The sequence below is a fragment of the Streptomyces sp. NBC_00461 genome, assembly GCF_036013935.1.
In the GTDB taxonomy this organism is placed as follows: Bacteria; Actinomycetota; Actinomycetes; order Streptomycetales; family Streptomycetaceae; genus Streptomyces.
On the sequence record NZ_CP107902.1, the window covers coordinates 9,302,627 to 9,319,590 of the forward strand.

Sequence of the window (16,964 nt, forward strand, 5' to 3'; positions counted from 1 at the left end):
CGCCTGACGGAGCCCGCTCCGGCACGGCAGTGGAGGGTCAGGCGGTGTGCAGCGTCAGCCCGTACCGGTTGAGGATCTCGTTGACGGGCTGGTACCAGGTCTCGCCGCCGGAACTGCAGTTGCCCCAGCCGCCGGAGGTGACGCCCTGGGCCTGGTCGCCGCTGATGAAGGAGCCACCGGAATCACCGGGCTCGGCGCAGACGCTCGTCTTCGTCATCTGGTGGACGGCGCCCTGGCTGTAGTTGACCGTCTCGTTCTTGGCCAGGACCGTGCCGCAGTGCCAGTGGGAGGTGGATCCGGAGCGGCAGATGGAAGCACCGACCGGAGCCTCGGCGGAGCCACGGACGAGCTGGTCGGACACCGTGCCCCAGCCGAGCACCACCGGCACGGTCCACCAGCCGCTGCCGACGTTCACCCACGCGTAGTCGTTGTCCGGGAACGACGAGCCCTGGAAGTTGCCGACGTAGGAGTGGTCCCAGCCGTACACCGCGGCGCTCGGCTGACCGCAGTGCCCGGCGGTGACGAAGCCGCCGTACACCGAAAAGCCTATGGAGCAGCGGACGTTGCCGGTGTAGTAAGGGTCGCCGCCCACGGTGCCGGCGGCGAAGGTCCGGGGCGCGGCGGAGGTCTCCTTGACCGTGACGGGGCCGGCCCGGCGGGCGCTTGCCAGGAAGGATCGGACATCGTTGTCACCGCGGTGTGCGGTGACGACGTTCACGACGACCTTGTTGGCCTCGGCGTCGACGTGCCAACTGCTCACGCCCGCAGGCGCGGACAGCGCGTCGATGCGTGCCCTGACCGCGTCGAGTTGCCGCGCGCTGTGCCGCACGAGGCGTACGGTCGCGCCGGTCGCGCGCACGGCCACGGTGTCCGCGCCGCGGGTGACGGCGACGGTCAGTTCGCCGCTTTCGGCGTCGAACCAGGAGCCGCCGTACGACGATCCGGCGGCGCGCCTGGCCTTCCGTTCCACGGCCGTCGCCGTCTTCTCCGCGGCCAGACGTGCCTCGGCCTGGCTCTTCGTCAGGCCCAGATCGTGCTGCATCGCGGACAGGAGCTGGGCAGAGGCGGGTGCTTCGGTCGGGTGCGCGGGGGAGTCCGAGGCGGAGGCGGGCACGGTGCTCGCGGTGGCCCAGGTGCCCAGGAGGAGGAGTGCGGACAGGCCCGTACGCATGGCTGTTGTGCGTCTCAAGGCAGTGGCCCCTTCGTTGTTCCAGCAAGGTGGGGTGGAACAGCAGAACTTTGAGAGCGCTCTCACTGCGTGCGCGGCAGAGCTTAGTCGGGGATCATGAACAGGTCCATGTCAATCCCGAGGTCTCTGTCCGCGCCCGGACGGGTGGCGGATCAAGCGTCAGTGCGTCACTGGTCTTCTCCGCGGTCTGCTCCGCGGTCTGTTCCGCGATCTTCTCCATGGCCTCTACGGCCTTCTCCGTGATCTTCTTCCTGATCTGCTGGACTTCGGTGCATGGGGGTTGTCCTGACATGCACTCGCACCTAGGGTCGCCTTCGAGTGCAAGCGCTTTCTGCGTGTGCTGTTCGTCGCCCGCTCAAGGAGCGCCGTATGCCCCCACACCCCGCCCGCCGCACACCGGGCGACCCGTTCCACCCGGCGATGCACGGAGACCACCCCCACTGGGCCCCGAAGGAGCGCGCATGAGTATCCGCGTCAGTCACGCGTACGGCGACCACATCGCGGTCGCTGTGCCGGACGGCACCGAGATCCTCCGCTACGTCTACCGTCCCGACCCCGATGCCTTCGAGGCGCGCAAGCCCTACGCCCACCCGTTGCGCACCCTCGCCGGCCGCACCGTGACCGGCTACCGCCCCAGCGACCACCGCTGGCACAAGGGCCTGCAGATGACGGCGAGTCATCTGTCCGGGCAGAACTTCTGGGGCGGCAACTGCTATGTGCACGGCGAGGGTTACCTGCGGCTGCCCGACCGCGTCGGTTCGATGCGGCACGACGGCTTCCCCGAGTTCACGGTCGAGGACGACCGGCTGGCCTTCACCGAGGCCCTCACCTGGGTGGAGAACGGCGGCGGCGCATGGGCGCGCGAGGAGCGCGGGCTGGTCGTGCACTCGGTCGACGAGGAGGCCGGCGCCTGGGCCCTGGACTGGTCGATCCGTCTCACCAACACCCGTGACGTGCCACTCGTGTTCGGCTCGCCCACCACGGCCGGCCGGGAGCTGGCCGGCTACACCGGGCTGCAGTGGCGCGGTCCCCGCGACTTCACCGGCGGCACCGCCTTCGGTCCCGACACCGACGGGGGAGCGGGCGTGGACGCGGCCAAGCTGATGGGCACGCAGGGCCCCTGGCTGGCCTTCACCACCGAGCACGACGATGTGGACGCGCACTCCACGCTCGTGTTCGCGCACGCGCCCGAGAACCTCGACGAGCAGTCCGCCGTCCACGAGTCGCACTGGTTCGTGCGCTCCGAACCCATCCCCACGGTCGCGTTCTCCTGGGCGTTCTTCGAGGAGTTCGAGCTGCCACCCGGCGCGTCCTTCGGCTACCGCTACCGGGTGGTCGTCGCCGACGGCGCCTGGGACCGCGACCGCGTCGGCACCCACCTGGAGGGCCTGCCGTGGTGAACGACCCCAAGCCCGCCCTTCCCCACCCGCTGCCCGGCGCGGTCGGCCTCTCCCATCTGAGCGCCTACGACTGGGAGGCCGCCGACGGGGTGTGCGGCGGCAGCCCGCATCTGCACCTGGTGTGCACCGAGGCGTACGTCGTCACCGGCGGCCGCGGGGCGGTGCAGACACTGAGCCCCGACGGTTACCGGGACATCCCGCTGGAGCCGGGCTCGGTCGCCTGGTTCACTCCGGGCACCGTCCATCGCATGGTGCAGGGCGGCGGTCTGCGCATCACCGTGCTGATGCAGAACAGCGGCCTGCCCGAGGCCGGCGACGCCGTCTTCACCTTCCCGCCCGAGGTGCTCGCCGACCCCGGGACGTACGCGGCCGCGGCAACGCTGCCGCCCGGTACGGGAGTTGAGACCGAGGCCGCCGCGCGCCGCCGCAGAGACCTCGCCGTCGAGGGCTACCTCGCCCTGCGCGAAGCGCTCGTCGCCGGGGACGACGGACCGTATCTGGAGTTCCAGCGGGCCGCCGCCCGACTGGTGCGCGACAAGGTGCCACGCTGGCGCGAGTTGTGGCAGGCCGGCGCGCTGGCCACCGCCGAGCGCACCGGGGCCCAGCTCGACGCCCTCGCGGCAGGTGAGCCCGTGCACCTCGCCGACGCGACCGCGTACGAGGCCGCGCCCACCCGGCTCGGCGGCTTCGGCATGTGCGGCCGCCGCGACGAGTACGCGCTCCCGGGGACGACGCTGCCGTACGAGGTCAAGCAGCCGCGTCAGCAGGGTGGGTGAGGGAACGCCAGGGGGGTTCCGACCGAAAACCCGAGGAGAGGAAGAGGTGACCTCGGCATGCCCGGACACAGGACAAAGGGGTTCTGCGCATCGGCCGCCGCACTCGCGCTCTGCGCGGTACTGGCCGGCTGCGGGGGACCCGGGGAGTCGGCGGGCGGCGGCAAGGTCGTGCTGCGCTACACGTGGTGGGGCAACCCCGACCGCGCGGCACGCACCGAGCAGGCCGTCGCCCTGTTCGAGAAACAGCACCCCGATGTGCAGGTACGGACGTCGTTCTCGGGATACGACGCCTACAAGCAGAAGCTCGCCATCCAGGCCACGGGAGGCGACGCACCCGATGTGATGCAGCTCGACTACCGCCAGATCGACCAGTACGCCTCCGGACACGTCCTGCTCGACCTCGGGAAGGTCAAGGACGATCTGCGCACCGGCGAGATCGATGCGGGCCTGCTGGCCACCGGCCGGGTGGACGGCACCCAGTACGCCGTCCCGCAGGGCCGCGGCACCGAGACCGTCGTCTACGACGTGGCGGCCTGGAAGGCGTCCGGGGTGCCCCTGCCGAAACAGGGCTGGACCTGGAGCCAATGGGCCGACGACGTAAGGGCGTTGGCGAGGAGGACCGGCAGGCCCGGTGCCACCGACCCCGGCCAGAGCGAGGACGCCTTCGAGGTGTGGCTGCGCGGCCGGGGCAAAAGCCTCTACACCAAGGACGGCGGACTCGGTTTCACCGCAGGCGATCTGACCCGGTGGTGGACCTTCACCGACCGGCTCCGCCGGGAGGGTGCCGTCTCCCCGGCCGGACAGACCACCCAGCTCGACGGCTCCGTGGAGAACACCCCGCTCGGCCGCGGCAAGGCCACCGCCGACTTCAACTGGGATGCCCCGTCCAGCGGTTACCTCGCGCTCGTCAAGGGCGGCGTCGCGCTGGCACCGATGCCGTCGGGCGAGGACGGCACGCCCGGCCAGTACTTCAAACCGTCCATGTTCCTCGGCATCGGGGCCCACACCGGCCACCGCAAGGAGGCCGCCGAACTCATCGACTTCCTCCTCAACGACGGACACGCGGCGAAGATCCTCGGCGCGACCCGCGGCATCCCCGTCAACGAGACCGTCCGCAACCGGACCGCCTCGCAGCTGAAGGACTTCGACAAGACGGTCGCCGACTTCCAGACGTCCCTGGAAGGAACCCTGAAAAACCCGCCGCAGGCCCCGCCCTCCGGCGACAACGCCCTGCAGACCACCTTCCAGCGCGACTACGACCAGGTGTCGTACGAGCGCATGTCGCCGCGCGAGGCGGCCCAGAACTACGTCACCGAGGCGAAGGCGGAGCTGAGGTCATGACCACCACCGACATCCCCGCACCCACCGCACGACCGCCCCGCCCCGCATCCGCCCCCACGCGCCGCCCCAAGCGTGAACGCGAGGGCGCCGCCTGGGTGTTCCTGTCCCCTTGGGTACTCGGCGCGACCGTCCTGACGCTGCTGCCGATGGCCGTGTCCCTCTATCTCTCCTTCACCGACTACGACCTGTTCAACGCGCCACACTGGGTGGGCCTGCGCAACTACACGCAGATGTTCACCGAGGACCCGCGGTACTGGCGGTCGGTCGTCACCACCCTGACGTACGTCGTGATCGCCGTGCCCCTGCAACTCGCGCTCGCCCTCGTCGTCGCGCTCGCCCTCAAGACCCTCAAGCGCGGCAAGGGCTTCTACCGATCCGCCTTCTACGCGCCCTCGCTGCTCGGCGCGTCCATGTCCGTCGCCCTCGTCTGGCGGGCCGTCTTCAACGACGGCGGCACCGTGGACAACCTGCTCGGCACCGGCGGCTGGGTCAACAGGCCCGGCTGGTCGCTGGTGGCCGTAGCACTGCTGACGGTATGGCAGTTCGGCGCGCCGATGGTCATCTTCCTGGCCGGCCTGCAGCAGATACCCGCCGAACTGTACGAGGCGGCAGCCGTGGACGGGGCCGGCACCTGGCGGCAGTTCCTGTCCGTCACGGTGCCGATGCTGTCCCCGGTGCTGTTCTTCAACCTGGTCCTGCAGACCATCCAGGCCTTCCAGGTGTTCACGCCCGCCTTCGCGGTCAGCGGCGGCAAGGGCGGCCCCGCCGACTCGACCCTCGTCTACACCCTCTACCTCTACGACCGGGGCTTCGTCGCCTCCCACATGGGCTACGCCTCCGCCATGGCCTGGGTGCTGCTGCTCGTCATCGGCGCCGTCACCGCGGTGCTCTTCCGCACCTCGCGCTCCTGGGTCTTCTACGCCTCCGAGGGGGACCGATGACCACCACAGCCTCAACTGCCATGCCCCGCAAGCCCGTTCGCTGGGGCAGGATCGCCGTGCACCTCGGCTGCCTGGCCGCCCTGCTGGTCATGCTCTACCCGCTGGCCTGGCTGCTCGCCACCTCGCTCAAACCCGCCGACGAGGTCATCGCGAGCCTCGACCTGCTGCCCAGCCACCTGGAGTGGTCGAACTACAAGACCGCCCTGGACGGCGTGAACGACGTGTCCATCTGGCGGCTGCTCGGCAACTCGCTGCTGATCGCGGGCGGCGCGGTGATCGGCAACGTCATCAGCTGCTCGCTCGCCGCCTACGCCTTCGCCCGGCTGCGCTTCCGCTTCCGTGGGCCGATGTTCGCCTTCATGATCGCGACGATCATGCTGCCGCACCACGCGGTGCTGATCCCGCAGTACATCCTCTTCAACAAGCTCGGCCTGGTGAACACCTACTGGCCGCTGATCCTGCCGAAGTTCCTCGCCACGGAGGCCTTCTTCGTCTTCCTGATCGTGCAGTTCATGCGCGGGCTGCCGAGGGAGTTGGAGGAGGCGGCGCGCATCGACGGCTGCGGACCCTTCCGCAGCTTCTTCCAGGTCATCCTGCCACTGACCCGCCCCGCCCTGATCACCACGGCGATCTTCACATTCATCTGGACCTGGAACGACTTCTTCACCCAGCTGATCTACCTCTTCGACCCGGACAAGTTCACGCTCACGCTCGCGCTGCGGTCGTTCGTGGACGCCTCCAGCCAGTCGGCGTTCGGCCCGATGTTCGCCATGTCCGTGATCGCGCTGCTGCCGATCGTGCTGTTCTTCCTCGCCTTCCAGCGGTTCCTGGTGGAGGGCATGGCCAGCTCCGGACTGAAGGGGTGAGCGGCATGAGCGACACACGGACGCGCGAACCGGGTGAGGTCTTCGGGCCACGCATGACCCTGTTCGCCGACATGCTCAGCGTCGGCCTCGCCACGGCGGCGGCCTGTCTGCCGCTGGTGACCGCGCCGGCCGCGCTGTCGACGGCATGCGCGGTGCTGCGGGGCGCACGGGAGGACCGGCCCGTCACCGCGGGCCGCTACCTCGCCCTGTTGCGGCGGCGCCTGCGCTCGGGCGACCTGGTGGCGGGGGCCGTCGCCCTGGCGGGTGCGCTGCTGTTCGCCGCGGACCTGGCGCTGGCGGGGGCGGGGCTGCCCGGGGCGCCCCTCTTCGCGGTGGCGGCCGCAGGGATCGGCGGGTGCGCCGCGCTGGTCGCCCTCAGGGCCTGCGCACGTCCCGAGTCCCTCGACGACTGGCCGGCCGCCCTGCGCGCCGCCGCGCGGGATGCGGCACGAGACGTGGGCGGCAGCGGCCTGGTGCTTCTCGCGGTGGCGACGGCCGCCCTGTGTGCATGGATGCTGGTTCCGCTGGCGTTCCTGGTGCCCGGCCCGCTGGCGTTGGCGCTCACGGCAGTCGACGTGCGGTGTGCCGCTTCGATGCTCAAAGAGCCTGTAGGGAAAGCCGGTTCGCCGGGCGGGTGATGCCGGACAGGTCGCGGACCGTCATGCTGTTGCGGTCCGCGACCGAGCGGCCGAGCGCATGATGCGGCCACAGCCCCGCGGCCACGCGGCGGCTGCGCTCGCCCCATTCGCGGGCCGCGGCACCGCGCGCCTTGTAGTGGTTGACGGCGAACCCGCCCGAATGGATCCGCACCAGGCAGAAACCGCCCGGGTACTCCTTGACCGCGCTGACCTCCTGCATTGTGACGTGCGGGGCCTGCGGCAGCACCGTGCGCTTGTTGCGGTGGGTGTGGCCCGCGTGATGGAGGAAGACGCCGGGTGCGCCGGCATAGGCGTCGAGGATGGAACGGGCCTGACGACGGCCGAGGCGCTGCCCGCCCGTCACCGGGAAGACGGAGTCCCGCACGGCCAGCGGATGATGCCCGAACACCACGGTGGGCTGGTCCTTGGCCTCCCTCAACCGGGCCCGGAACCACGACAGTTGCTCACCGCCGAGGCCGCCCGAGTCGGCGCCGTTCCCGTCCTTCTCGTAGGTGTCGAGCCCGACGATCCGCAGGCCGCCGAGGTCGCGTGAGAAGTACGACGGCCCGTCGCCGTCGAGAAACCCGTCGCGGAAGGAGTCGCCGCAACCGTCGGCGCAGGAGCGGCAGTTGCCGTGTCCGGGCCGGTCGTGGTTTCCGCGGACGACGAAGTAGTCCCGGCCGTGGATGCCGAAACCGTCCAGGATCCGCTTGGCCTCGGCGAGGTCCTGTGCCCCGCCGCCGGCCGAGATGTCCCCGGCGGCCAGCAGCACGTCCGCTCCCCGCAGCCGGGCCTCCTCGACCACCGCCCGGCTCATGATCTCGGGATACGGCGCCAGACCCTGCTCCTGCCGCACCCCGCGCAGCAGGGGAACGCCGGTCACCAGACCGGCGGTGGTCTCACCCAGGTGCAGGTCGTTGCAGAGCGCGACAGACAGCAGATGCCGCCCCGGCGGCGGCTGCGGTGTGGTGAACGAGTACGGGCCACCGCCCGAGCCGAGGCCGTGCAGGTTGGTGCCGACGGCGTTGCCGCGGACCAGATGCAGCGGGGTGGGCGTCGCGGCCACACCCCGCGAGCGGGCCTGGTAGTAGTACGTCTGCCCCGGCTCCAGGTCTGTGAGCTCCACGTAGTGGTGCGCCACCGGTCCGTCCTCCGCCGCGACGCGGTTGAGGCGGCCGGGGTGGGTGCCGTAGACGACCTCGCCCTCCGTGACGGCGGGCAGCATGTGGCCCAGGCCGTCGTCGCTGCCGGGCACTCCCGTGTACCAGGTGATGACGGCGCGGTCCTCGGCCAGGGTGACGAGTTCCAGATGGATCGCGGCCAGGCCGTCGCGGTGACGGTGCCTGCCGCGGCCCGCCGGGCCGCGCAGGGCGTCGGCGGCCGCCCGCAGCAGGGCGGGCGTGAGGAGGGCGCCGGACCGCAGGACCTGACAGGGATCGGGCAGGGTCTGCAGGGCGGCGAGGGGAGCGGACAGGCAGCAGCGCATGCCCAAGTGTGCCCGCCCGCGGTGAACGACGGCTGTGACGTCCGCGGCGGGGCAGGGTACGGCGTGCGACAACTCCCTGGTCGGCCCCCATGGCACACCGGGGCGGCGTGGGCAAACTCACGCCGTGCGGTTCAGCGTGGTTCGCCACGATAGGTGCCGAAGTTCCACCTGTTGCCTTCCGGGTCGCGTGCGGCGAAGTCGCGGGAGCCGTAGTCGGTGACGTGCAGGTCTGCGGTTATCTCGGCGCCGGCGGCCTTGGCGCGGGCGTGGACGGCGTCCGGGTCGGCGGTGACGACGTAGGCGCTGAAGGCTCCGGGTGGCGTCGGGCCGGTACCGGGCTCCTGCTCCTCGCGCACGGATCCCAGCATGACGCCGCCGCCCTCGGGCCAGCTGAGCTGGGCGTGCTGGACCAGGTCTCCTTCGCCGTACACCACGGTCTCCTCGAAGCCGAAGGCGTCGACGAGGAAGCGGATCAGGGCCCGGGCGTCGTGGGCACGCAGGGTGGGCCAGACCTGCGGGGCGGGGGGCTGACCGGCGGTGCCGGATGTGTTGGCGGTATCGGAACTGGTCGTGTCGGACGTGCTGGTGGTGTCGGATGTGCTGGTGGTGTCGGATGTGCTGGGCATGGTGGTGTGCCTCCGTCTCGCGGGTGCCTGCCTGGATCGGCCGCCCGACGTGGCCGGCCGACATCACCAGCGTCACGCGGGCGGGCAGTGCCCGGATTGGATGTTTCGGAACTCCTGCGCCAGCCAGTCGCTCGGCGTGCAGGAGGCGAGCGCGGCGAACTCGCGGTCGAGGTGCGACTGGTCCGCGTAGCCGCAGTCGGCGGCGAGTCCCGCGAGGTCGGGCCGGCCCGGCCGGCTGGCCAGACGGCGTCGTGCCAGGTCGAAGCGGATGACGCGGGCGGCCGCCTTGGGGGTGAGACCGATCTCGGCGCGGAAGCGGTTCCGCAGATGCCGCTCGCTGACGCCGGTGTCGGCGGCGAGCTTGTCGACACGCAGCCGACCGCCGGCGGCCAGCAACCGCTGCCAGGCACCGGCCACCGGAGCGGCCGGGGCCGGCCCCGGACGGTCGTGCAGGGACATGCGCCGCATCAGCCAGTCGTCGACGACGGCGAACCGGGCCGCCCAGTCGGCTGCCTCGCGCACCTCGTCGTGGACCTCGCGCACACAGGCGCCGAGCACGTCGTCGGCGTGCAGGTCGGTCCCGGCCAGCTCCCCCGCGGGCAGCCCCAGCAGGACGCGCGCGCCGAGTGGGCTGAGCGCGACCTGGACGCCGGACTGCCGTCCGGGGATCTCGATGAGCGCGGGCGTGAGGTGCAGGCCGCCCAGCAGGGTCGGATAGTCACCTCCGGCGGCGCCCGGATCGGGATGGGCGGCGATGGTCAACGGCTCGTCGAGGGTGATGATCAGTGTCAGCCACGGTGACGGCAGTCCTCGGTGCCGGCCGTGCGGGATGCCGCGCTGACGGTAGCCGGAGTACCACCCGACCAGCCCCCGCAGGGGCGGCGCGGGCACTCCTCGCACCGACTCGTCCACGATCTCGCCGCCCATGGGGCCATTCTCGCGCGCCACGGGCCCGGCTGCTCCCTCCAGGAGGCCAGGCGCCCGGCCGGGAGAGCGCCGGCGTCCATGCGGCCACGGTCGGCCTTCACCCTTGGGCAGGGGCAGGCCGACCGGGACGTGGGGGCGCCTCGCGTCAGGCGCCCACGTACCCCGCGAGGTGCTCGCCGGTGAGGGTGGAGCGGGCGGCGACGAGGTCGGCCGGGGTGCCCTCGAAGACGACGCGGCCACCGTCGTGACCCGCGCCGGGGCCGAGGTCGATGATCCAGTCGGCGTGGGCCATGACCGCCTGGTGGTGCTCGATGACGATCACGGACTTGCCGGAGTCCACCAACCGGTCGAGCAGACCGAGGAGTTGCTCGACGTCGGCGAGGTGAAGGCCGGTGGTCGGCTCGTCGAGCACGTAGACGCCGCCCTTGTCCGCCATGTGCGTGGCCAGCTTCAGGCGCTGCCGCTCACCGCCGGACAGCGTGGTGAGCGGCTGGCCGAGGGTGAGATAGCCGAGCCCGACGTCCGCGAGGCGTTCGAGGACCTTGTGCGCGGCCGGGGTGCGCGCCTCGCCCTCGGCGAAGAACTCCAGCGCCTCCGACACCGGCATCGCGAGCACCTCGGAGATGTCCCGGCCGCCGAGTCGGTATTCGAGCACCGACGCGTCGAACCGCTTGCCCTCGCAGTCCTCGCAGGTGCTGGCGACCCCGGCCATCATCGCCAGGTCGGTGTAGATGACCCCGGCGCCGTTGCAGGTGGGGCAGGCGCCCTCGGAATTGGCGCTGAACAGCGCGGGCTTGACGCCGTTGGCCTTGGCGAACGCCTTGCGGATCGGCTCCAGAAGACCGGTGTACGTCGCCGGGTTGCTGCGCCGCGAACCCCGGATCGGGCTCTGGTCGACCGAGATCACCCCGAGCTCCTCGGGCACCGATCCGTGCACGAGCGAGCTCTTCCCGGAACCCGCGACGCCGGTGATCACGGCGAGCACGCCCAGCGGGACGTCCACGTCGACGTCACGCAGGTTGTTCGCCTTCGCGCCGCGGATCTCCAGGGCGCGGGTGGACTTGCGCACCGCGTCCTTGAGCGAGGCCCGGTCGCCGAGGTGGCGGCCGGTGACGGTGTCGCTGCCGCGCAGTCCGTCGAGGGTGCCCTCGAAGCAGACGGTGCCGCCCGCCGTACCGGCGCCGGGGCCGAGGTCGACGACGTGGTCGGCGATCTGGATGACCTCCGGCTTGTGCTCGACGACCAGGACGGTATTGCCCTTGTCCCGCAGCCTGAGCAGCAGCTCGTTCATCCGCTGGATGTCGTGCGGGTGCAGGCCCGCCGTCGGCTCGTCGAAGACGTACGTGACGTCGGTGAGCGAGGAGCCGAGGTGGCGGATCATCTTGACGCGCTGTGCCTCGCCGCCCGACAGGGTGCCCGCGGGCCGGTCGAGGGAGAGATAGCCGAGGCCGATCTCGACGAACGAGTCGAGGGTCTGCTGCAGCGCCGTGAGCAGCGGCGCCACCGAAGGCTCCGCGAGCCCGCGCACCCAGTCGGCGAGATCCCGGATCTCCATCCGGCAGGCGTCCGCGATCGAGATCTCCTTGATCTTCGAGACACGGGCGTGCTCGGCGAGCCGGGTGCCCTCGCAGTCGGGGCAGGTGGTGAAGGTGACCGCCCGCTCCACGAAGGCCCGGATGTGCGGCTGCATCGCCTCCTTGTCCTTGGACAGCATCGACTTCTGGATGCGCGGGATCAGACCCTCGTAGGTCATGTTGATGCCCGCGATCTTCATCCGCGTCGGCTCGCGGTGCAGGAGGTCGTGCAGTTCCTTCTTGGTGAACCCGCGGATCGGCTTGTCCGGGTCGAAGAAGCCGGACTCCGCGTACAGCCGGGAGTTCCAGCCGCCGCCGGTGTATCCGGGGATGGTGAAGGCTCCGTCGTTGATCGACTTGGTGTCGTCGTAGAGCTGGGTCAGGTCGAGGTCGGAGACCGCACCGCGGCCCTCGCAGCGCGGGCACATGCCGCCCACCTTGTTGAAGGTGACCTTCTGCTTGGCGCCGCCGCCCACGGAGATCGCACCGGCAGCCGAGACCGAGGGCACGTTGAAGGCGAACGCTCCGGGCGGGCCGACGTAGGGCTTGCCGAGCCGGCTGAACATGATCCGCAGCATCGCGTTGGCGTCGGTGGCGGTGCCGACCGTGGAGCGCGGGTCGGAGCCCATCCGCTGCTGGTCGACGCTGATCACAGTGGTCAGACCGTCCAGGACGTCGACCTCGGGCCGCGTCAGGCTCGGCATGAAGCCCTGCACGAAGGCGCTGTAGGTCTCGTTGATCAGCCGCTGTGACTCCGCGGCGATGGTGTCGAACACCAGGGAGCTCTTGCCCGAACCGGAGACACCCGTGAACACCGTCAGGCGGCGCTTCGGGATCTCGATGCTGACGTCCTTGAGGTTGTTCTCGCGCGCGCCGTGCACGCGGATCAGGTCGTGGCTGTCGGCGGCGTGCAGCGCGGGCGACTGCGAGTCCGTCCTCTTGGCCGTGGTCATCGTCTCTCCATCTGTCGGGCCGGGGCGGGTACGGGCGTCGGTGGCCGGCGGCGGGATCGGGGCTCAGCGGTCCCGCGGCAACCCGAGGACGCTGCCGTCGGGGTCGGTGAACGTGGCCACCGGACGGCCACCGCCGACGTCGTGCGCGGGCTTCTTCACGCCGGCACCCACGGCGGTCACCTCGGCGAGTTTCGCCGGGGCACGGCCGGCAGGGCGGCGTACACCTCCCTTGCGGCCGCGATGTCGGTCACCGGGTTGCAGCACGGTCTTGATTCCCTGAGTGGGTGAGCCGGCCATGGTCACTCCTGAGGTCGTGGTACTGCGGTCACGTTATCCGCGGCCCACGGACCGGCGCTTCTCGATTCCTGATCGGTTCCGGAACCCGTTCGGACCGCGCTCCCAGCGCCGGGCCGTAAGCAGAAGGCACGCGGTGGCGCCCAGCGCCACCGTGGCGAGCCCCGATCCGCCGAGTGTCGCCCGCGGGCCCAACGCCGCGATGAGCGGTCCGCCGAGCGCCGTGCCGAGCGGCGAGGCGGTGAGCAGCACGGCGTTGTTGGCCGCGAGCATCGCGGCCAGGTGCTGCGGTGGCGACTTCGTCTGCATGAGCGTCACCGAGAGCGCCACGAACGGCCCGTAGATCACACCGCCGAGCGTGAAGCACGCGACGGTGGCGGCCGTCGGCACGTCCAGAGCGAACGGCAGCAGCGAGAACCCCCAGGCGATCACGATGCCGACCGTCACGGGCCACAGGGGCAGCCGCCGCAGCGCGCCGACGGCCAGCGAGCCGAGCACGGCGCCGAAGCCGAACAGCATCCAGTACACGCCCAGGAGTGTGCCGGGGGCGTGCAGGTTGTCGGTCACATGCAGCGGCAGGGCCACCTCGACCGGGCCGTACAGCAGGTTGAAGAACCAGGTGAGCGTCAGCAGACCGAGCAGCTCGGGACGGGAGCGCAGCAGGGCGAGCCCGCCGCGCGCGGCCGCCTGGTCGACGGGGGAGACGTGCCCCGACTCCGGCAGCCGGGTGCGCACGACGAGCACCACGAGGAACACGTAGGTGAGGGCGTCCAGGCCGAGCACGAGCGCGGAGCTCGCGTACGTCACCAGCACACCGGCGACGGCGGGCCCGGCGATCGTGGCCGCGAAGGTGAGCGAGCTGACGAGGGTGTTCCCGGCGAGCCGGCGGTCCTCCGGCAGCAGCTCGGCGAGCAGCGTGTACTTGCCCGCGCTGCCCCACGCGTGCAGCAGCGACGAGACCGCGAGCAGTACGAGGTACAGCGGCGGCGACAGCAGTCCGGTGAACCAGGCGAGCGGCACGGCACCGAGGAACGCACCGCGCACCACGCTGTCGGCGATCAGCAGCCGCCTGGCCGGCACCCGGCGCAGTCGACGGCCGAGCACCAGCGCGCCGACCACACCGGGCAGGGTGTACGCGGCGACCGCGCCACCGACCCACAGCCCCGCGCTCGCCTGCGGGGCGAGCTCGATGGCGAGCCACGCCACCGCGACGAAGCTCATGCCGTCCCCGAGGCCGGAGACGCCGAAGCCGAGGATCAGCCGCCGGAACACCCGGTCGGCGAGGACCGGCCGGTAGGCGGAGGGAACGAGACGTCGGATCACCGAGGTCACGCTAGGCCCGGCCGGGGGGCCCGCGCTTCTCGTTTCCTGATCGTCCTGCCTCCGGGGGCCGGTGAACAGCCGTCGGTGTTCACTCGTACCCCTGTGGTACGCCTGTCCGTCCGGGCCGGGCGGAACTGCGCCGACAGGGAGACGCACGTGTCACCGCAGCAGCCATCACGAGGACGCACGGTACGCATCCCGCCCACGACCCGGCTGGTGCGCGGCGCGACCATGGCCGGCAGCCTGGCCCTTCTTCCCCTGGCCGCCGCCTGCACGGCAGGAGAGGACGACGACGCCGCACGTTCCAAGCCGACCAGAACGGCGGAGACGGCGGTAACAGCCGCTCCGGAGGCGGGAGTTGTGGCATCGGCGAAGGTCGAGGTGATCGCCGGCCTGACCGGCTGCAAGGCCAGGATCCGGGTCGAGGCGGCGGAACTGCGCCAGGGCGTCTGCCACACGAAGACGTCCGACTACCTCATCACCACCTTCCCCGAGGCCAGGTTCCAGCAGGTCTGGCTCGAGAGCGCCGCCATGTACGGGGGCAAGTACCTCGTCGGCTCCCGCTGGGTCGTCAGCGCGGAGCCGAAGACGCTGGAGACGTTCCGGCTCAGGCTCGGCGGGACCATCGAGCAACTGGGCGGCGGGGGCCCGACGGCGGTCCCGAGCGCGTCGTAGGGGCGGCTCTTTCAGTGCCCCGGCGACCGTTGCCTGCCGGGGCACTGACGGCCCGGGGCCGGGGTCGGCCGCACGGTGGACGGCGCCCCGAAGCGGACCGTCACACCTGGCGAGTAGAGCACGCTGACCGGCGGCTGCGGCATGGGCGGCAGGCCGGCCGCGGTGATCAAGTCGTCGTCCAGATCGAGGAGTTCGGCCCGGTGCAGCGGCCACGGCGCGTGCTCGTTCGGCAGGTGCACGGTGCGGCCGTGCCACGGGACGTGCATGCCCCACCGGGCGGTGAGAAACAGCTCCAAGGCCGTGGGCTGCGCTATCGCCGCGGCGGGCCGTACCACGACCCGGCTCGTGGGCCCTCGCCCAGCGCGTCGTCCGCGACGGCAGGTGTAGGTGAGCACGCCGTTCTCACGGCGCAGGCGCATCGACGACCACACGTACGGCAGGCGTACGCCGAACCGGCCCATCAGCACGGGCAGCAGCCGGGTCGCGTCCAGCGAGCGGAACACGACTCCGCGGCGGCCCTGCCCGTCCACCGAGTACAGCCGCACGTTCGTCTCGCAGAACGTCCCGAGATACGGCAGACCCGGCCCGGGGCCGAGGCCCACGCCGCGCATCAGGAACGGCACGAGGCCGACATAGGTGACCCCGTCCAGGGTGTCCGGGCGGGTCCCTGCGGGCAGCAGAGCGGCCACCCGCTCCGGCTCCACCGGCCAGTGCAGGAAGGTCAGTTCGTGCCAGCCCTGCACCAGCGCCGGCCGGCGCACGGGTCGCGGGGTGGACGGCGTGATCGGCTCGGTCTCCATGGTCCAGCCTTGTAGCACGCCCGCGACGGCCGACCGCTCGGACGGGCCCGGGTCTCGCGGCGTTGTGCGCAACGGCACAGTCATCGAGGCCGGCCGGGCGGCGCGGCGGTGCTGTCTCTGACGACCAGGGTGGTCGGGACGAGTTCGGTGCCCGCCTGCGAGCCGCCGTGGGCGCGGATCTGCTGGAGGGCGCCCTGGACGCAGCGGCGGCCGACCTCGGCGAAGTCCTGGTGGACGGTGGTGAGGGGCGGGACGAAGAAGGCGGCGTCGGGGATGTCGTCGAAGCCGACGACGCTGATGTCCGTCGGCACGGTCAGACCCCGTTCGTGGAAGGCGCGCAACAGCCCCAGCGCCATCTGGTCGTTGGAGGCGAACACGGCCGTGCAGCCGGGTTGCCCGGCGAGCGCCAGACCTGCCCTGTAGCCGGACTCGGCCGACCAGTCGCCGTGCAGGGGCGGCGGCACCGGACGTCCCGCCGCCTCCAGGACGGCCCGCCAGGCCTGGGTGCGACGCTGGCCGGCGAAGGACGTCTCGGGGCCGGTCACGTGCCAGACCGTTCGGTGGCCCAGGTCGAGCAGATGGCTGACGGCCTTGCGCGCTCCGTCGGCCTGGTCCGTGTCGACCACGCTGTAGCGGTCGCCGGCGTCGGAGTCCACGACGACCACGTGCACGCCGGGCGGCAGCTGCACCGTGGCGGTGTCGAGCAGATGGATCTCCATGATGACGATGACGGCGTCGACGGCCAGCTCGCCCATGCGTGTGAAGGCCCCCAGCACGTTGTCCTGGGTCGGGACGTCGATGGGGATCAGCGTGATCGCGTACCCCTCGTCCGCGGCATGCGTGGCGATCGCCTCGACGGTACGGCTGTTGCCCGTCGAGGACAGGCTGAAGAGGATCACGCCGATGGTGTTGAACTGTCCGTAGCGCAGGGCGCGTGCGGCGCTGTTTGGCCGGTAGCCCAGCTCCCGCATCGCCGCGAGCACCTGCTCCCGGGTCGAGGTGATCACTCCGGAATGGCCGTTGGAGACACGCGAGACGGTCTGCGACGACACGCCCGCGAGCTTGGCGACGTCGGCCATGGAGACACGCTGCTTGCGGCGCCCGCCCGGCACGCCGGAGCCACCCCGCTGCGCACCGCCCGCAGGTGCGGAGATC

16 protein-coding genes are annotated in these 16,964 nt (G+C 71.5%); 7 read left to right on the forward strand and 9 right to left on the reverse strand.

Annotated elements, in window-relative coordinates:
* Positions 1 to 37: 37 nt before the first annotated feature.
* Positions 38 to 1,171 (reverse strand): S1 family peptidase, encoded by a 1,134-nt coding sequence (locus OG870_RS42995; RefSeq protein ID WP_405626702.1) that lies wholly within the window; start codon positions 1,169 to 1,171, stop codon positions 38 to 40.
* 479 nt (positions 1,172 to 1,650) lie between these two features.
* On the opposite strand from OG870_RS42995, the gene OG870_RS43000 reads away from it, so the two are divergent.
* From OG870_RS43000 to OG870_RS43025, 6 genes are read left to right on the forward strand one after another with little or no spacing between them, the layout of a single operon-like run.
* Complete coding sequence (locus tag OG870_RS43000; RefSeq protein WP_266526394.1) at positions 1,651 to 2,589, forward strand: PmoA family protein; 939 nt, start codon at positions 1,651 to 1,653, stop codon at positions 2,587 to 2,589.
* A complete protein-coding gene (locus OG870_RS43005; protein ID WP_266526392.1) occupies positions 2,583 to 3,365 on the forward strand; it encodes a cupin in 783 nt (260 codons plus the stop codon). The genes OG870_RS43000 and OG870_RS43005 overlap by 7 nt, the downstream gene beginning before the upstream one ends.
* A 57-nt stretch (positions 3,366 to 3,422) precedes the next feature.
* Positions 3,423 to 4,706, forward strand: a complete 1,284-nt coding sequence (locus OG870_RS43010; RefSeq protein ID WP_266526390.1) for an ABC transporter substrate-binding protein — start codon at positions 3,423 to 3,425, stop codon at positions 4,704 to 4,706.
* Positions 4,703 to 5,647 (forward strand): carbohydrate ABC transporter permease, encoded by a 945-nt coding sequence (locus OG870_RS43015; RefSeq protein WP_266526388.1) that lies wholly within the window; start codon positions 4,703 to 4,705, stop codon positions 5,645 to 5,647. Before OG870_RS43010 ends, OG870_RS43015 begins: the two co-directional genes overlap by 4 nt.
* The gene (locus OG870_RS43020) at positions 5,644 to 6,513 is read left to right on the forward strand and encodes a carbohydrate ABC transporter permease (protein ID WP_266526386.1); all 870 of its coding nucleotides are present in this window, start codon (positions 5,644 to 5,646) and stop codon (positions 6,511 to 6,513) included. Before OG870_RS43015 ends, OG870_RS43020 begins: the two co-directional genes overlap by 4 nt.
* Positions 6,514 to 6,518: 5 nt before the next feature.
* Positions 6,519 to 7,151: a hypothetical protein gene (locus OG870_RS43025; protein WP_266526384.1), complete on the forward strand. Its 633-nt coding sequence runs from the start codon at positions 6,519 to 6,521 to the stop codon at positions 7,149 to 7,151.
* On the opposite strand, the gene OG870_RS43030 is transcribed toward OG870_RS43025, so the two are convergent.
* From OG870_RS43030 to OG870_RS43055, 6 genes are all read right to left on the reverse strand, one after another.
* Positions 7,111 to 8,637, reverse strand: coding sequence for a purple acid phosphatase family protein (locus OG870_RS43030; RefSeq protein WP_266587242.1), 1,527 nt, complete (start codon positions 8,635 to 8,637; stop codon positions 7,111 to 7,113). The genes OG870_RS43025 and OG870_RS43030 overlap by 41 nt on opposite strands.
* Before the next feature lie 131 nt (positions 8,638 to 8,768).
* Positions 8,769 to 9,263, reverse strand: a complete 495-nt coding sequence (locus OG870_RS43035) for a VOC family protein (RefSeq protein WP_266841806.1) — start codon at positions 9,261 to 9,263, stop codon at positions 8,769 to 8,771.
* A gap of 72 nt (positions 9,264 to 9,335) precedes the next feature.
* Positions 9,336 to 10,211 (reverse strand): AraC family transcriptional regulator, encoded by an 876-nt coding sequence (locus OG870_RS43040; protein ID WP_266841808.1) that lies wholly within the window; start codon positions 10,209 to 10,211, stop codon positions 9,336 to 9,338.
* 124 nt (positions 10,212 to 10,335) lie between these two features.
* Entirely contained in the window at positions 10,336 to 12,717 is a 2,382-nt protein-coding gene (locus OG870_RS43045) for an excinuclease ABC subunit UvrA (protein WP_266587247.1), read from the reverse strand.
* A gap of 63 nt (positions 12,718 to 12,780) precedes the next feature.
* On the reverse strand, positions 12,781 to 13,014 hold the full coding sequence (locus OG870_RS43050) for a hypothetical protein (RefSeq protein ID WP_266587249.1): 234 nt from the start codon (positions 13,012 to 13,014) through the stop codon (positions 12,781 to 12,783).
* A 33-nt stretch (positions 13,015 to 13,047) separates the two neighbouring features.
* On the reverse strand, positions 13,048 to 14,334 hold the full coding sequence (locus OG870_RS43055) for an MFS transporter (RefSeq protein WP_266587251.1): 1,287 nt from the start codon (positions 14,332 to 14,334) through the stop codon (positions 13,048 to 13,050).
* A 156-nt stretch (positions 14,335 to 14,490) separates the two neighbouring features.
* On the opposite strand from OG870_RS43055, the gene OG870_RS43060 reads away from it, so the two are divergent.
* Positions 14,491 to 15,009: a hypothetical protein gene (locus OG870_RS43060; RefSeq protein WP_406349729.1), complete on the forward strand. Its 519-nt coding sequence runs from the start codon at positions 14,491 to 14,493 to the stop codon at positions 15,007 to 15,009.
* Positions 15,010 to 15,020: 11 nt separating this feature from the next.
* Here the strand turns inward: OG870_RS43060 and OG870_RS43065 are convergent, their stop codons facing one another.
* Together OG870_RS43065 and OG870_RS43070 are read right to left on the reverse strand one after the other, a co-directional pair.
* Positions 15,021 to 15,809, reverse strand: a complete 789-nt coding sequence (locus OG870_RS43065; protein WP_266587253.1) for a YqjF family protein — start codon at positions 15,807 to 15,809, stop codon at positions 15,021 to 15,023.
* A gap of 80 nt (positions 15,810 to 15,889) precedes the next feature.
* A complete protein-coding gene (locus tag OG870_RS43070; protein ID WP_266527632.1) occupies positions 15,890 to 16,888 on the reverse strand; it encodes a LacI family DNA-binding transcriptional regulator in 999 nt (332 codons plus the stop codon).
* Positions 16,889 to 16,964: the final 76 nt, after the last annotated feature.